This window comes from Haloarcula sp. S1AR25-4 (assembly GCF_031624555.1).
Classification (GTDB): domain Archaea; phylum Halobacteriota; class Halobacteria; order Halobacteriales; family Haloarculaceae; genus Haloarcula; species Haloarcula pellucida.
On the sequence record NZ_JAMQOR010000001.1, the window covers coordinates 594,372 to 608,348 of the forward strand.

The following is a 13,977-nucleotide window of genomic DNA, read 5'->3' on the forward strand; positions in this document are numbered from 1 at the left end:
GCCCAACAGCAGTCGTAGTTATAGAGTGCCTGTTAGCTCATGAACGACAGGACGGCGCGCGGTTCGAGCAGACCGCTGGCGACCGAGAGCGCGGTCCAGATGGTCCCGCCGAGGACGATAGCGCCGGCGAGCGTGAACAGTCCCGTGACATACGGCATCACGGTGTAGACGACGCCGCCCATCACGACGGCGATGGCGGTGACGCGGGCGAGGTGGTTCACGACGGCCACCGCGTCGAACGGGAGTTCCTGATGGAGGTAGTAGATGTTGACCATCCCGTAGCCCGAGTACGTGATAACCGTCGCGATACCTGCCCCCAGCGCCCCCAGCGACGGGATGAGCGCGAGGTTCAGGGCGACGTTACCGACGGCGCTGGTCCCGCGAGCCACGGCCCGCACGCGGGCGAGGCCGAGGTAGTCGAGCGTGTTCGCGGTAATCTTCTCTATCGCGCGCATGATGACGAAGACGCCGTACAGTTGAATCAGCGGGACCGCACCGAGGTAGTCCGGCCCGACGACGAAGCGGACCATCGGTTCGGCGACGACGAAGAGACCGGCGGCGCCCGGGACGTACAGCAGGAGGATGTTCCGCAGCGACTGCTCGTAGATGTTCGCCGCCCGGTCGCGGTTCTCCGCGGCGGACTGCTCGCCCAGCGTCGGCGTGACGGCGTACCCCAGCGACTGTGCGGGGACGATACAGAGGTCGGCGACCTGTCGGGCGAGCGTGTAGAACGCCACGGCCACCGGCGTCGCCAACATCCCCACGAGGACGGTGTCTATCTTGCTGTCGAGGACGACGCTCGCTCGGGTGGCCGCCGTCGGGACGCTGTACCGGAGCAGTCGACGCCGGAGGCCGGTCTCGGCGGCGCCGGTCCTCGGCAGATGACGGTAAAAGCGCACGTACAAGAGAACGAGGCCCAACGCGGCCGTCAGGCCGAACCCGAGGACGTAGCCCGCCATCGCGCCGACGACGCCGTAGCCGAGGACGACTAGCGCCACCGCCGCACAGAGTCTGACGACGCTGTTGGTCGCGGTGAGGACGGCGCTGTACGTGACGGCGTTAAAGGCCTGAAACACGGACCGCTCGTAGCTGATGAACGAGCGGCCGGCGACGTAGAGGCCGCCGACGGTCAGGACGGGCGCTACCTCGGGTCGACCGAGCAGGGACGCGAGGGGGCCACTGGCGAGGGAGATGGCCGCGGAGACGCCGAAGGCCATCGCGAGGACGCCGTAGAACGACCACCGCATGATGTGGCGGACCTGCGTGTCGTCTTTCTCTAGGTACTCGTTGACGTAGCGGGCCGTCGCCTTCGTGAGGCCCAGCGTGCCGAACAGTTCGGCCACGCCGACCACCGAGACGGCGAAGTAGAGCAGTCCGTACTGCTCGGGGTCGAGCAGGTACCGCGTGAAGACGAGGAGGAGCGCCCCGTTGGCGACGGCGTGGACGACCCGAGAGAGCAGCGTCGCTTTGAACCCCTTGGCGATGCGCTCCCGGAGCGTCATCGGAGACAGTCCTCACCCCGGACGAAGTAGAGTCGGTAGTCGCCGTTCGACTGGACTCGGTAGACGTCGGGGTTCTGCCGGAACGACCGGAACGCCTCGGCGGAGTATCGGAAGCCCTCGTACAGCCCGATCTCCTTCTTGTAGTCCCTGGTGGTCAGCGGCACGTACCGGCAGTGGGAGTAGTGCGTCGACTCGTTGTTGCCGAACACCGCGAAGGGTATCTTCTCCTCTTTCCCGGGGAAGTGCTCGCCGGTCGGCGTGTAGTCGGAGTAGGTCGTCCCGTAGTAGGCGTCGACGAACCGGCGCGGGCCGCCGCGCGGCCCCGCGAACCACACCGACGGGTCGCGGTTCTCGAAGGTAGTGACGTGCCCCTCGTAGTACGTCTCCGGGACGTGGTCCGAGTCCTTGTACATGTGCGGGGACTGGTGGAGAGTCATCGCCTGTGGCACCACCATGAGGACGACGACGACGGCGACGGCGGCCCGCCAGTTCTCCGTCGAGAAGTCCAGTCCGAACGGGATACCGTCGGCGACGGCTACCGCGGCGAGGATGGTGACGAACACCATCATGAATCCGAGATAGCGGAACGGTTGACGGGTGACGCTCGTGATGAAGAAGATGCCAAAGAGGGTGAACACCGGTACGAACCCGAAGGTGAGGTAGCGCAACAGCACGTTGCGGTCGGGGTATTGGTCGTCCAGTCGGTCCGACATCGCCGCGAGCATCACGAGGCCGGCGACTATCGAGAGGACAGTGCTGACGAGGAACACTTTGGCGAACAGGACGCCGATGCTGCTTCCGATGGCCGAGAGGGAACTACTGGACTGGGATATCTCGTCGGCCGGGTTCGCCCCGTACAGCAGGCCGTTGACGACGGTTCCCATCGTCCCCGTCGCACGCTCGAACCGAGGCGTCCACAGCGCGAAGAACAGACCGACGACGACGGCTTGCGGCGCCAGCGAGCGATGGCCGGTGATGCGCTCCTCGAACCGGAAGTGGCCGTATAGCTGTGCGAGTACCTGGAGGCCTAACCCGGCGACGATGGCGAACAGGACGTTCGACCCGGCTTGTGGGTGGACGAGGATGGCCGCGATGCCGACGAGCGTCAGAATCACTCCCAACGGGGTCACGACGCGCACCCCGCGGACGGTCAGCAGCGACTCCCTATCACCGAGGTAGCGGAGGAGGACGTACAGGGCGAAGGGCGTGAAGAAGATGGCCTCGCTCGTCGGGTACGGGAAGATGTAGGTGTGGATGTTGTTGATGGGGAGAAAGAGCAGTGCGAAGAACGTCCCGACGGCGACGGCGTTCGAGCGGGCCGCGATGCGGGCGACGCACAGCGCGGTGAAGAGGACGTACAGGCCGACGAAAAAGAGGACCACCAACTGGAGCGACCGGCGCGGCGGCAGTCCGGAGACGCTCGTCAGCGTGACGGCCGTGCTGTGGATGCCCGGATAGAGGAAGTTCACGGGGTTCAGCGACCCCTCGGCGATCATCCGGGTCCAGCCGAGGTAGCTGAGGGCGTCCCCGACGCCGTAGTAGTAGTAGTCGCGAATCATCGGTAGCATCGCCGCGGAGAGGCCGACGAGCGTCCCGAGGAGGAGCGCGAGCCGGTGGCGCGCCGTCGCGACTGGTGCGTTCAGACTGACGAGGACGGCGGTGACGAAGGCGACGACGACACCGACCCAGAACGTCGTGGGCGTCGCGCTGTAGATGGATATCTCGTAGCCGGTCGGTACGGCGCCCGCGGCCACGGAGACGCCGACGGTGAAGGCGATATACCCGACGAGGAGAGCGGCGACGTGACGGCGTCGTTTCGAGGACATGACGGCTATCTGGAACCTGCTCCGGAGTGTTTTGCCATTGTTATGGTCTCTCTGTGGGCGGTATGGTCGCATTTCTGTTCATTATTCTGTCACGTCTTCGTAGACGGCGACGATGCGCTCGCCCATCCGCTCCAACGCGATAGCGTCGGCGTACTCGCGGCCGTTCGAGCGCTCGCGCCGGTCGAGGATCTTCGCGAGCGCGGCGGTCAACGCCGCGTCGTCGTCGCTGACCGCACTCGGCTCGACCGGGTCGAGGCGGGTGCGGACGTCGCCGACGTCCGTCGAGACGACGGGAAGGTTGCAGGCCATCGCTTCCTTGACCGTGTTCGGCGACCCCTCGCGGCGCGAGGTCATAATCATCGCGTCGGCAGCGTTGAGGTAGTAGGGCATCCGGTGGTGCGGGACACCGGTCGCCGTCCGGAGCGACACGTCGACGCCGATGCGGTCCCGGGCGCCGTCGACGATGCGTTCGGCGCGCGGGTAGTTCTTCACGTCCCGCTTTGGTGGGTACGGAAAGAGGACGATGCGTTCGTCCTGCGGCCAGCCGAGTTCCTCCCGTGCAGTCGACTGGTCCATGGGTCGGAAGACGGAGAGGTCGACGCCGTGTGGGATGACCAGACACTCCCCCTCGTATATCTCTGCCATCCCCTCGGACATGACGATGACCTCGTCACAGAAGCGAGCGAACCGCTGGGTGACCGGGCCGTACTTGCCCATGAGGTCAGACCCCCACAGCGAGAGGACGACCGGGAGCTTCGGTTGGGCGACGGCCATCGGCGCGGTGAGGCCGTAGTTGGCGTGGATGAGGTCGTAGTCGTCCAGCGAGTGTGCGAGTACCGAGGGATAGAACTTCGCGTAGTCGAGGACGGAGCGTTTCCCGTCCTCGTTGGCGTCGATAGACTCCGAGCGATTCCGGCCGGGGACCGAGAGCGTCGTCAGGTCGATCCCCCGTCGCTCTAGCTCCTGGACCTGTGCCCGGAAGAACTGGGCGTCCTCGTTCGTGACAAGGTTGAGCACCCGAATCTCGGTCACCGTGTCACCGCCGTGAAGGCCGACTTCGCGATGTTCATTGCCGCACTGTCCGTCTCGATAGCGTAGTACGGGACCAGTTCGCCGGCGAACTTGCCCTTGTAGTCACAGAGCCGTCTCGTGTTCGCCCCCATCAGGTCATACGCCGTGACGTCCTCGAAGGCCGGGTCGGTGAGGACGTCCTCGATGACCCGCCAGTGGACGAGGCTGTTGACGCTGATGCCGTCGTGGTCGGCCCGCGCACCCCCCTGCCAGAAGTACGCCGCGTCGGGCCCGTACAGGACCGTCACGCCGGAGATGAAGGAACCCTCGTCGTCCCGGGCGACGTAGGCCCGCGCCCGGTCGTCGAGGCCGGTGACGAGGTCACGGACGTAGGCCCACGTGAGGGGGAAGCCGCGGTTCTGGTCGACGTACCGCTTCCGGGTCGTCTCGAACACCTCTCTCGTGGCGCCGAGGCCCTCGACCGAGACGGTGACGTCGCTCTCTCGCCCTCGCCGGATGTCCCGACGGAGACTCTTGCTGAACGATTCGAGGACGCTGTCGGGGTCCGTATCGGCGAGGTCGACGACGTACGTGAACTGCGTCGACAGGTCGAAGTCGGCCCACTGGAAGGGGCGAGGGTCGCCGTACTGCCGGGGTGTCAGCAGGCGAACGAGCGACAGTGCGCTCGTCGCGCCGAGGTCGTCGAGAACCGCCTCGACGAACTGTTTGTTGACCCGCTCGCGCTTGCGCTGTTTCGGGCTGGTCGGCATCACGATGGGGCCCAGTCGCGGGATGTTCATGCCGGGCGGCGGGGACATGAGCGTCCGGCCGACGGTCCGACGCGTCTCGACGATAGGAAGCAGGCCGACGGGCTCCTGCCCTTTGAACCCGCCGAAGAGGATGAGGGTTCCGTCGGCGTGTGTCTCGATAGCCGACAGCGCCGCTGGGAGATGGAAGACCTCGTACCCGCTCGACGGAAGTGCGTCCCCCCACTCTGGGAGTGTCAGTCGTTCGACTCGCATCTTGCGCTCCTGAGTCACCTGTCGACGGTATTGGTTATCTAGTTCCTACGCACGCAGTGTACAGTTCGCCGGGTGCGCCGACCCACGCACCGCGGTCGAGTGCGGCCCGCACTAACCGACGGTAGAGGCGTCCATACCCCGGGTGATCGTGGCTGAAGTATCGCGGGTGCCACAGCACCGTCATCACCGCGCCGTTCGCTTCAGCCTCGTCGAGTAAGGACGCACAAGCGGCCCAGGCCCGGTCGAACGACGCCGCCGGGTCGGGGAGTGCGGCCTCCATCACCGTCAGCGGGAACACCACGAAATCGTCGTCGAACGGCCGGAACGGCCGGTAGCCGTCGGTGAATCCGTACTCGGTGGGGCTCCCGAGCGTCGCATCGTACTGCAGACCGATGGCCCGGTAGTGCTCCCACGTCTCGGGGCGCTCCAGACGGAGGTAGTGCTGCCGGCCGCCGAGGACCGGTTCGCCCAGCACCGATTCGAGGTGTGCCTTCTCCGAGCGGAGGCGCTCTCGGTCGTCGACGGATTCGTAGGAGCCGTGGAGGCCGACCTCCCACCCGCCCGACTGCAGGGTTTCGAGGAGGTCCCGTATTCGCTCGTCCTCGATGTCGTACCGGCCGGCGTACAGTTGCCAGCCCGTCATCGTCAGCCACTCGCGCGGCGACCGGTCGGTAAAGAGCGACTGCTCGTCCAAGACGTAGAACGCCGACCTGACTCCCTGTTCTCGCTCGAAGTCGAGGAGGTCGTCGAACGTCCAGTACGGGGTCCTGCTGGGAGCGATATCGAGCAGGTGACTCGGATCACGCCGCGTGAGTGCGTAGAATAGGGACTGGTAGGTCTTGTACGGCCGGTCGATGTCGTGCGTGAGACAGAGCGCGAACTCGTGACCGTCGGGCACCCACTCGGTTCGTTCACGTTGGACGCTCATCGGCCCGCTTCCAGCGTCTCCTCGACGACGACGTCGGTGACGTCGACGCGGTCTGCGAGCAGTCGTTCCCGGCGCAGGTCCCACTGTGCCGCGGACTCCGGGTTCTCGGCGATGTCTTTCACGCGAGCCACCGCCGCTCGTTCGTCGGCCACGTTGACGATGAGGCCGCGCTCGTCCAGTTCCTTGAACATCGAGATGTCGTCGTCGCCGACAAACGAGTTCGACCGGACCGCGGGCGTTCCCAGCAACCCGGCTTCGAGCGCCATCGTCTGGGAGTCCCCGACGTAGCCGTCGGCGTAGTACAGCAGGTCGTGGATGTCCTCCGGCGGGACCGGGAGTCGGTACGCCTCGAAGGAGGGCGGGAGTTCGGACTCGCTGGTGATGTACACCCTCCCGCGCTCAGAGAGGTAGTCCACGAGGTCGCGTTTGGCCTCGCGGCTGAAGCCCGAACGACCCACGTCGTGATGGGCCGCCCACGAAACGAACCGGAGGACATAGTACGGTTCGTCGACGGCGACGCCGTGGTCACGCAGGCTCGACGGGTCCGGATCGAAGCGGTCCGGATGGAGGTAAGCGAGTTCGTGGTAGCCGTCGTAGCGGCGGTGTTTCTCCCCGAGGTCCATCTCGAAACACGCTGGCGTGCAGATACGCGACGTGAACGGGACCGTGAACCGTCGGAGCGAACGCGTCTCCACCTCGTCGTCGGTGAACGTGACACTCGGGGTTCCGGTCAGTCGGGCCGCCTGCGCGGCGACGGGGCTGAGATGGCTGACGACGACGTCAGAGCCGAACGCGCGGATGGCCCGAATCAGTTTCAGTTCCCGGAGCGCCCACTCCAGAATGAGTCGCGGCGTCGAGTCCGCCTGCGTCGAGAGCACCCGATAGTCGATGTCGTATGCGTCCAGCAGGTCCGTCGTCACCTCCTTCTCGCGGGCGGTGACGTACGTCTCGTGGCCTCTCTCTTCCAGTTCCCAGATGGCGTGCTTGAACAGGTGGACGTGGGCCGGGTGACCAACCTCGAAGTGGACGTTCATCGCAGCAGCGTCAACCCCCGTTTTCCGACGTTGGTGACGGCGTCTTTTGCTGCCTCTGCGACCAGTTCCGGCGTCGAGTCGGCCCATCGGTTGGGGTGTGTCAACAGACACGCCCGGTCGACCCGACGATTCCGAAGGAGCGTCTGGAGGTCCGCCGTCGAGTCGGCGCTGACGTGTTTCTTACCTTCGCCCATCGTGTGGTCCTTTATCTTGAGCGCGCCGTCGCGCCACGTCCGCCCAGTGTCCGAGAAGTAGGTCACGTCGGTGAAGTCCATCGAGAGGTACGCCTCTCCGACGATGCCGTACGGTTCGAGGTCCGCCGGGTCGTCCCACATGTCTCGGTTGTCGTGGGCCGTCAGCGGGTTGCCGTGCATACAGACGGTGTCGACGGTGACGTGTTCGCGCAGGCGAGCGAGGTGGTCGGCGAAGGACGCTCTGGCGGCCTCGACGTCGCCGTCGGCGCGGTCTAAGTCCTCGTAGTGGTAGCCCACTTCGTGGCCGAGCGCTTCCAGACGGTCGAGTATCTCGGGGTCGAACACCTTCTCGATGGTGCGGACGTAGTACGTACTCGAAACGTCCCGTTCGGCCTCGATGCGTGCGAACCGGACCGAGTTCTCGGGCTTGCGGTCCACGTCGTGACGGAGAAGCAGGAACCGCTCTGGCAAGTCCTCGCGCAGAATGTACTCCCTGACCGTCAGGAAGTCGTATCCGGCCTCGATACCGGTGTCTAGCAACTCCGTGTAGGCATCGTCGGTGAAGTCACGCGTCATCGGTAGGCGTTCGCGGCGTCGAGGTGCTCGGGTAGCGGGCGATGTTTCGCCGGCGAACCGACCGCCAGCGTCCGGGGCGGCACGTCGTCGGTGACGACGGCACCAGCCGCGACGAACGAGCGCTCGCCGACGGTGACGCCGGGCAGGAGCGTCGCGTTCGCGCCGATAGAGACGTCGTCTTCGAGGGTCGGGCCGACGAGGTCGACGCCCATTCGGAGGGGATACGGGTCGTTCGTCAGCGTCGCTCGCGGGCCGAGGAACACCCGGTCGCCGACGACCGTCTTCGGCGGGACGTAGACGCCGGTCTGCATGCTCACTTCGTCACCGACGTCTGTCTGCCCGTCGATGACCGTCTGCGTCCCGACGACCACGTCGTGGCCGAGCGTCGTCTCCTCGCGGATGACGGCGTTGTGTCCCGTCTGTAACCCGTCACCGATGACGACGTCGGGGTATATCACCGACCCGGAGCGGACGACGCCGTCGTCGCCGATGCTGACAGGGGTCTGCTCACCCTCCGGCGGCAGGATGTGTGCCGACTCGGCGATGCGGCACCCGTTCCCGAGTTGACACTTACTCATGGAATCGGCCTCCGTGAGGGCTGTCGGTACGTCTCGAATCGGTCGACGCTGTGGGACCCGGTCATCTACGCTCTGTCGGAGATTTCCGCCAGTTCCGGGCTTTGTTATGGGCGTCCTGTGAATCCGATAGCCGCTATTGGCCGCCGTCGACGTGTCGTAACCTGACGCTACAGACGGCTTACCGGCCCGTCACCGTCGCATAACCAAGGTGGGTGACCGCCACTCGGGAACAAATGGGAACTGTCGTCGTCTCCGTCGATGCGGAACTCGGTTGGGGCTTCCACGACTATCCGGCCGAGGACCGTCCGATAGCACGTATCGAGCGGGCACGCTGGGGCTGGCAGCGCCTCGTCGACCTGTTCGAGGAGTTCGACGTCCCGGCGACGTGGGCCGTCGTCGGCCACCTGTTCGAGGAGTCGTGTAACGGGGCCCACGTCGGTCACCCCTCGCCGCCGGGGTGGTTCGCACACGAGCGGGACCCGGACCCGATGCCCGAAGAATTCCGTTTCGCGCCGGACCTGATTCGCCTGCTCGTCGAGGGACCGGTCGCCCACGAGGTGGGCTGTCACACCTACTCGCACGTGCTGTTCGGCGCCGACTACGCGACGCCGGAACTCGCCGACGCGGAGTGTCGGCGGGCCGTCGAGGCCGCCGAGGCCGCCGGCGTCTCGCTCCACTCCTTCGTGTTCCCGCGCAACCGAGTCGGCCATCGGGACGCCCTCGCGAACGCCGGATTCACCGCCTATCGTGGGACGGCACCCTCGCCCGGCGTCGACGGACCCGTCGTCGGCGCCGCTCGAAAGCTGGCGCGGGCGACGGTGGTCGAGGACCCGCCGCCGCTCGTGACCCCGACCGTCGACGAGTACGGCCTCGTGAACGTCCCGGCGTCGATGTACCTCTTCGAGTTCGAGGGGGTCGCCCGACAGGTGTTCTCCGCGACGGTCGGCGACCCGGTCGTCAAGCAGGCTCGCCTCGGTATCGACGCCGCGGCGAGAAAAGATGGCGTCTGTCACCTCTGGTTGCACCCGAACAACGTCACCGGGGAGAGCGACGTCGTCCGTCTCCGTGCGATACTCGATTACCTCGACCGGACGCGTGCGTCCGCCGACCTCACTGTCGAGACGATGTCCAACGTCGCGCGGCGGACGTTACGGGCCGAATCGCCGCCTATCGCCGACGGTCACACGTCGTAGTACACCGCATACGCGACGTTGCGACGGCTCACTCGCTCCCGGACTGTGCGACCGACGCCGAGTCATCGTCTGCCGACCCCCCTTCTGCGGGGACCGCGTCCTCCTGTAACCGCTGTTCGGCCGCGTCGCGGTCCTCGGGATACCCCACGTCGACGCGCCAGCCGTCCATGCGGATGGCGTCGATGGTCCGGCCGGAGTGAAGCAGGAGGTCGATGGCGTCGCTGATCTCGTACTCGCCGCGGTTCGAGGGCTGGACGAGGTGACAGGCGTGGAAGATAGCCGGGGTAAAGGTGTAGAAGCCGGTCATGACGAGGTTAGAGGGTGGGTCCTCGGGTTTCTCGACGACCTCGGTTATCTCGCCGTACTTGTTGGTGTCACAGACGCCGTACCTGCTGGCCTCTTCCCACGGCACTTCCTCGACGAGGAAGGCCGCGTCGGCCCGCTCCTCGCGCTGGCGTGTTATCACGTCACAGAGGTTGGCCTCGAAGATGTTGTCCCCCAGCAGCAGCATGAAGTCGTCGTCGACGTGTTCCTCGACCGTGAGGAGGGCCCTCGCGAGGCCGTTCTGTTCGCGCTGGTGGGTGTACGTGATTGGCACGCCCTCGAACTCGTCTTCGTAGTAATCGATGATGGCCTGTTTCTTGTAGCCGACCACGACGTACAGTTCCTCGGCACCGAGGGCCAGTACCTGTTCGAAGCAGTGTGTGAGGATGGGCTTGCCCGCGACTTCGACCATCCCCTTCGGTTTGTCCTCGGTGAGCGGGCGGAGCCGCGTTCCCTGACCGGCGGCCAGTATCACAGCGTCCATCGTACCGGTGAGGCGGGGTCCCGAGAGAAAGGTATGGTGCGCCTTCGCTCGGTAAGCGGCGTTTTCAGACCTCGATGTCGTTGTCTTCCGTCTCGAGGCTAGAGAGTCCGAGCAGTCGGCGGGCCGCCGACGGGGTGGCGACGTCGCGGAGCGAGTACCGTGCCCGTTCGGCGGCCTGTCTGACGAGTTGGGCGTTGCGCTCGACCGGCGTCTCCGGGGCGACAAAGAGGTTGTCCTCCATCCCGACGACGGGGTGGGCCCCGAGGAAGAACGCCATGGCCGTCAGCGGATACTGGTTCGGGCCGGTCGCCCGCACGAGGCACGTCGCCCGCTCGGGGGCCGCATCCAGCAGCGAGACGACGGTCATCGGCGTCGCGACGGTCCCGTCCCCCGCTCCGAACAACAGCGTCAGGACCGGTGGGTCGTCGAGGGCGGACTGCTCAAGCAGTCGGAAGACCTCCTGCAGGTCGCGGCCGTTGGTCACCAGCAGGTTCGGTCGGATGTCGCGTTTCACCAGTTCCTCGACGAGTCTGTCGACGTCACGACGGGACGTCTCGGAGCCGTCGCGGTAGCCGTACTGCGCCGGACCGACTCGGACGGACGCCAAATCCGGCGCCGGTCCCTCGTCTATGATTGTGAGGAAGTCGCCCGCCGAACACGCCGGTTCGACGGCGTACTCGACGAGCACGTCGTCCTGACAGAGGTCTCTGACCGCCGAGCCAAACGCCGGCAGCCGTGACGGGGCCGGGTCGCCGTCTGCGCCACGCCCGTGGAGGTGGGCCAGCGTCGCGCCGAACGAGGCGGATTCGTACACCTGTTCTGCGACGTCCTCGGGGGTCACTGGAAGCGAGTCGTTCACGTCTGTCGAATACCGGTAGCCCGTCGGCGCGACACCGAGTATCGTCTCGTGGCCGCGAATGTAGTCGTCGTATGTCATCGTCACCCACACCTATAGTGGTGTGTGTGAGCACACCACCTTCCGGTGGATAGTTATGGAGTTCTTTAATTCGGCCTCATTCGCGCAACTCCACGAGGGCGTCGGCGCTTGCGACGATGAACGCGTCCTCCAGCAGATGGGACTCCTCTGCGGGCAGGAAGACGTACTTCTCGTCGGTCTCCGACTGGATGACGGTGAGTTCCTCCATCTCGTAGTCTAAGTTCTCGTGGGGGTCGGGGTCGTCGGGGACGTCGTCCCACTCGTTGTTCGAGAACATGATCAGCCGTGGTAGATGTACAGTTCACCGTCGCCCTGCACGTCGACGTCGCGGAGGCGTCCGCTGTAGTAGTAGGCATCGACGCCGTTCCCGACGTGTCCGGTGACGACTCTGCAACCGATGGTGTCTTCTCTCTCGTCGGCCGCCGTCCCGCTGTTGACGACTTTCGTCCGCTCCTCGTCGACGACGACGTCGCCGGTGACGGAGAACGTGTAGGTGGCCGCTTCCTCGGCGTCGCCGGTCCCGTCTATCTCGATGCGGTTGGGGTATCCCTCCGGGGCCGAGGACTTCTCGGTGCCGGTGTCGCTTCGCGAGTCGCTCGCGTTGGACGACGACTGGCTTCGCTGCTGACTGGCTCCCTCGGTGCTGTCCGTGGTACTCGTCTCGGTGGATTCAGACGTAGCGGTCTCGGTGGGTTCGGGGGTGGCGGTCGCCGTGGGTTCAGGCGTGGCCGTCTCCGTCGGCTCTGGTGTGGCGGTCGCCGTCGGTTCCGGCGTGGCGGTCTCGGTGGGTTCGGGCGTCGCCGTCTCCGTCGGCTCTGGTGTGGCTGTCTCGGTGGGTTCTGGAGTGGCCGTTTCGGTCGCCGTGGGTTCGGGCGTGGCGGTCTCGGTGGGTTCGGGAGTGGCCGTCTCTGTGGGTTCTGGAGTGGCCGTCTCTGTGGGTTCTGGAGTGGCCGTCTCTGTGGGTTCTGGAGTGGCCGTCTCGGTCTCCGTGCTCTCCTCGGTCGAGTTCTCGGTACTCGTCTCCGTAGTGGTCGCCGTCTCGGTCTCCGTACTCGTCGTCGACTCGCTATCGTCCGTCGTGCTCGCGGATTCGCCGCCGACGGGCGTCCAGATGGCGTAGTCCGTATTCGCGGGCGTGGCCTCACTCCCGGTGACGGCCTCGAACCCGTCGGGCACGTCCGTCGGACCGCTGCCCGTGAGTTGGATGTTCTCGCCGGTCCAGTCGCCCGAGACGCCCCACTCCGTGTCGAACGGTTCGCTGTCGCCGTCGTTCGTGATGCGGCAGTTCCGGACGACCCCGGAGCCACCCTCCCCGCGCTCGTGGAAGTCGATGCAGGGACCGCCGACGTCGGTCCAGTTGAAGTCACAGTCCTCGATGACGACGTCCTGACCCGCGTCGTCGATCTTGATGCCGCGCTGGGCGCGGCCGCCGCCGGTCTCGGTGGGCGACTCCTCGGTCGCCTCGAAGTAACAGCCGCGGACGACGCTGTCGCCCGGCGCGAAGCGCACGCCGGCCGAGTTGGTGTTCCGGAAGACGCAGTCTTCGACGATTACCGTCCCGTTACCACCCGTGTAGGGGTCAGAGACGTAGCAGGCGACATTGCCGAGTTGCGCGAAGTAGCAGGCCTTTACCAGGAGCGTTCCGGCGTGGTCGGACCCGGCGTAGACGCCGGTCGAGTCCGAGTTCTTGACGGTGCCGTCGGGGACGTTGACGTTGACGACTTCCATCGTCGCCCCCTCGTCGGCGCCGACGCGCCAGCGGGACTGCTCCTCGCCGCGCTTGCCGCGGACGGTGATGTTCTCGATGCGGACGGTCCCGCTCGTCGCCCGTATGGTGGGCCTAACTGTCGTCTCGGGGTCGTCCGGGCGGTTGAAGGTGACGCCGTCGGTGGACCCGACGAGTGCCGCGTTGGCGACGTCGCCGCCGAGGCCGTCACCCGTGTATTCGTACTCGCCGGCCGGAATCAGCACTTCGTTCCCGTCGACGAAGAACTCCTCCAGATAGGGGTCGATAAGCTCCCCGTTCTGCAGGCCTTCGTCGGCGAGGTCGACGGTCGTATCGGCCGCGAACGCACCAGTGACGGCCGTACTCCCGACGGCGGCCGTCGCGGCGACGCCGACGGTCTTCATGAATGTGCGGCGATTCGTACGATGTCCTTTCTCGGCTGTGTCGTCGTCGTGGCTTCCTGCCATATCCCGGCAGGCACAACCTACCTGAAAAGGTGTTCTGACCACCTGCTGCGTAGGGTACTCCTACTTACCCGAGAATACTCACCAATTACGTTCGGTCTCCTTACCACCCGTAGTTGGTTCCTCGTAGAAAGCCGTTAATTCAGGTCGTTTCGGAACACGCGAAGAAATAGTTCGA

General features: G+C 65.9%; 13 protein-coding genes. 1 reads left to right on the plus strand and 12 read right to left on the minus strand.

Annotation, left to right across the window (positions count from 1 at the left end):
• Nucleotides 1-32: 32 nt before the first annotated feature.
• The 8 genes from NDI85_RS03110 to NDI85_RS03145 all read right to left on the minus strand — a co-directional run bounded on the left by NDI85_RS03110 (nucleotide 33) and on the right by NDI85_RS03145 (nucleotide 8,671).
• Nucleotides 33-1,502, minus strand: a complete 1,470-nt coding sequence (locus NDI85_RS03110; protein ID WP_310914877.1) for a flippase — start codon at nucleotides 1,500-1,502, stop codon at nucleotides 33-35.
• Complete coding sequence (locus NDI85_RS03115; protein ID WP_188994719.1) at nucleotides 1,499-3,328, minus strand: hypothetical protein; 1,830 nt, start codon at nucleotides 3,326-3,328, stop codon at nucleotides 1,499-1,501. Before NDI85_RS03115 ends, NDI85_RS03110 begins: the two co-directional genes overlap by 4 nt.
• An 81-nt stretch (nucleotides 3,329-3,409) precedes the next feature.
• Nucleotides 3,410-4,351, minus strand: a complete 942-nt coding sequence (locus tag NDI85_RS03120) for a glycosyltransferase (RefSeq protein WP_396275516.1) — start codon at nucleotides 4,349-4,351, stop codon at nucleotides 3,410-3,412.
• A 5-nt stretch (nucleotides 4,352-4,356) separates the two neighbouring features.
• Complete coding sequence (locus NDI85_RS03125) at nucleotides 4,357-5,361, minus strand: GNAT family N-acetyltransferase (RefSeq protein ID WP_188994717.1); 1,005 nt, start codon at nucleotides 5,359-5,361, stop codon at nucleotides 4,357-4,359.
• Nucleotides 5,362-5,395: 34 nt separating this feature from the next.
• Nucleotides 5,396-6,289, minus strand: a complete 894-nt coding sequence (locus NDI85_RS03130) for a polysaccharide deacetylase family protein (RefSeq protein WP_310914880.1) — start codon at nucleotides 6,287-6,289, stop codon at nucleotides 5,396-5,398.
• Nucleotides 6,286-7,323: a DUF354 domain-containing protein gene (locus tag NDI85_RS03135; RefSeq protein WP_310914881.1), complete on the minus strand. Its 1,038-nt coding sequence runs from the start codon at nucleotides 7,321-7,323 to the stop codon at nucleotides 6,286-6,288. The genes NDI85_RS03130 and NDI85_RS03135 overlap by 4 nt, the downstream gene beginning before the upstream one ends.
• Entirely contained in the window at nucleotides 7,320-8,093 is a 774-nt protein-coding gene (locus NDI85_RS03140; protein WP_310914882.1) for a hypothetical protein, read from the minus strand. Before NDI85_RS03140 ends, NDI85_RS03135 begins: the two co-directional genes overlap by 4 nt.
• Complete coding sequence (locus tag NDI85_RS03145) at nucleotides 8,090-8,671, minus strand: acyltransferase (RefSeq protein WP_188994709.1); 582 nt, start codon at nucleotides 8,669-8,671, stop codon at nucleotides 8,090-8,092. The genes NDI85_RS03140 and NDI85_RS03145 overlap by 4 nt, the downstream gene beginning before the upstream one ends.
• A 233-nt stretch (nucleotides 8,672-8,904) precedes the next feature.
• Here NDI85_RS03145 and NDI85_RS03150 point away from each other — a divergent pair, with 233 nt between their 5' ends.
• Nucleotides 8,905-9,864 (plus strand): polysaccharide deacetylase family protein, encoded by a 960-nt coding sequence (locus NDI85_RS03150; RefSeq protein WP_310914883.1) that lies wholly within the window; start codon nucleotides 8,905-8,907, stop codon nucleotides 9,862-9,864.
• A gap of 28 nt (nucleotides 9,865-9,892) precedes the next feature.
• On the opposite strand, the gene aglF is transcribed toward NDI85_RS03150, so the two are convergent.
• From aglF to NDI85_RS03170, 4 genes are all read right to left on the minus strand, one after another.
• Nucleotides 9,893-10,672 carry a UTP--glucose-1-phosphate uridylyltransferase AglF gene (aglF, locus tag NDI85_RS03155; protein WP_188994705.1) on the minus strand — a complete coding sequence of 260 codons (780 nt, stop codon included), beginning with the start codon at nucleotides 10,670-10,672 and terminating at the stop codon, nucleotides 9,893-9,895.
• Between the two features lie 64 nt (nucleotides 10,673-10,736).
• Nucleotides 10,737-11,609 (minus strand): 3-keto-5-aminohexanoate cleavage protein, encoded by an 873-nt coding sequence (locus NDI85_RS03160; RefSeq protein ID WP_188994703.1) that lies wholly within the window; start codon nucleotides 11,607-11,609, stop codon nucleotides 10,737-10,739.
• A gap of 76 nt (nucleotides 11,610-11,685) precedes the next feature.
• Nucleotides 11,686-11,886 carry a hypothetical protein gene (locus tag NDI85_RS03165; RefSeq protein WP_188994701.1) on the minus strand — a complete coding sequence of 67 codons (201 nt, stop codon included), beginning with the start codon at nucleotides 11,884-11,886 and terminating at the stop codon, nucleotides 11,686-11,688.
• Between the two features lie 2 nt (nucleotides 11,887-11,888).
• Nucleotides 11,889-13,802: a right-handed parallel beta-helix repeat-containing protein gene (locus tag NDI85_RS03170; protein WP_310914884.1), complete on the minus strand. Its 1,914-nt coding sequence runs from the start codon at nucleotides 13,800-13,802 to the stop codon at nucleotides 11,889-11,891.
• Between the last annotated feature and the right edge of the window lie 175 nt (nucleotides 13,803-13,977).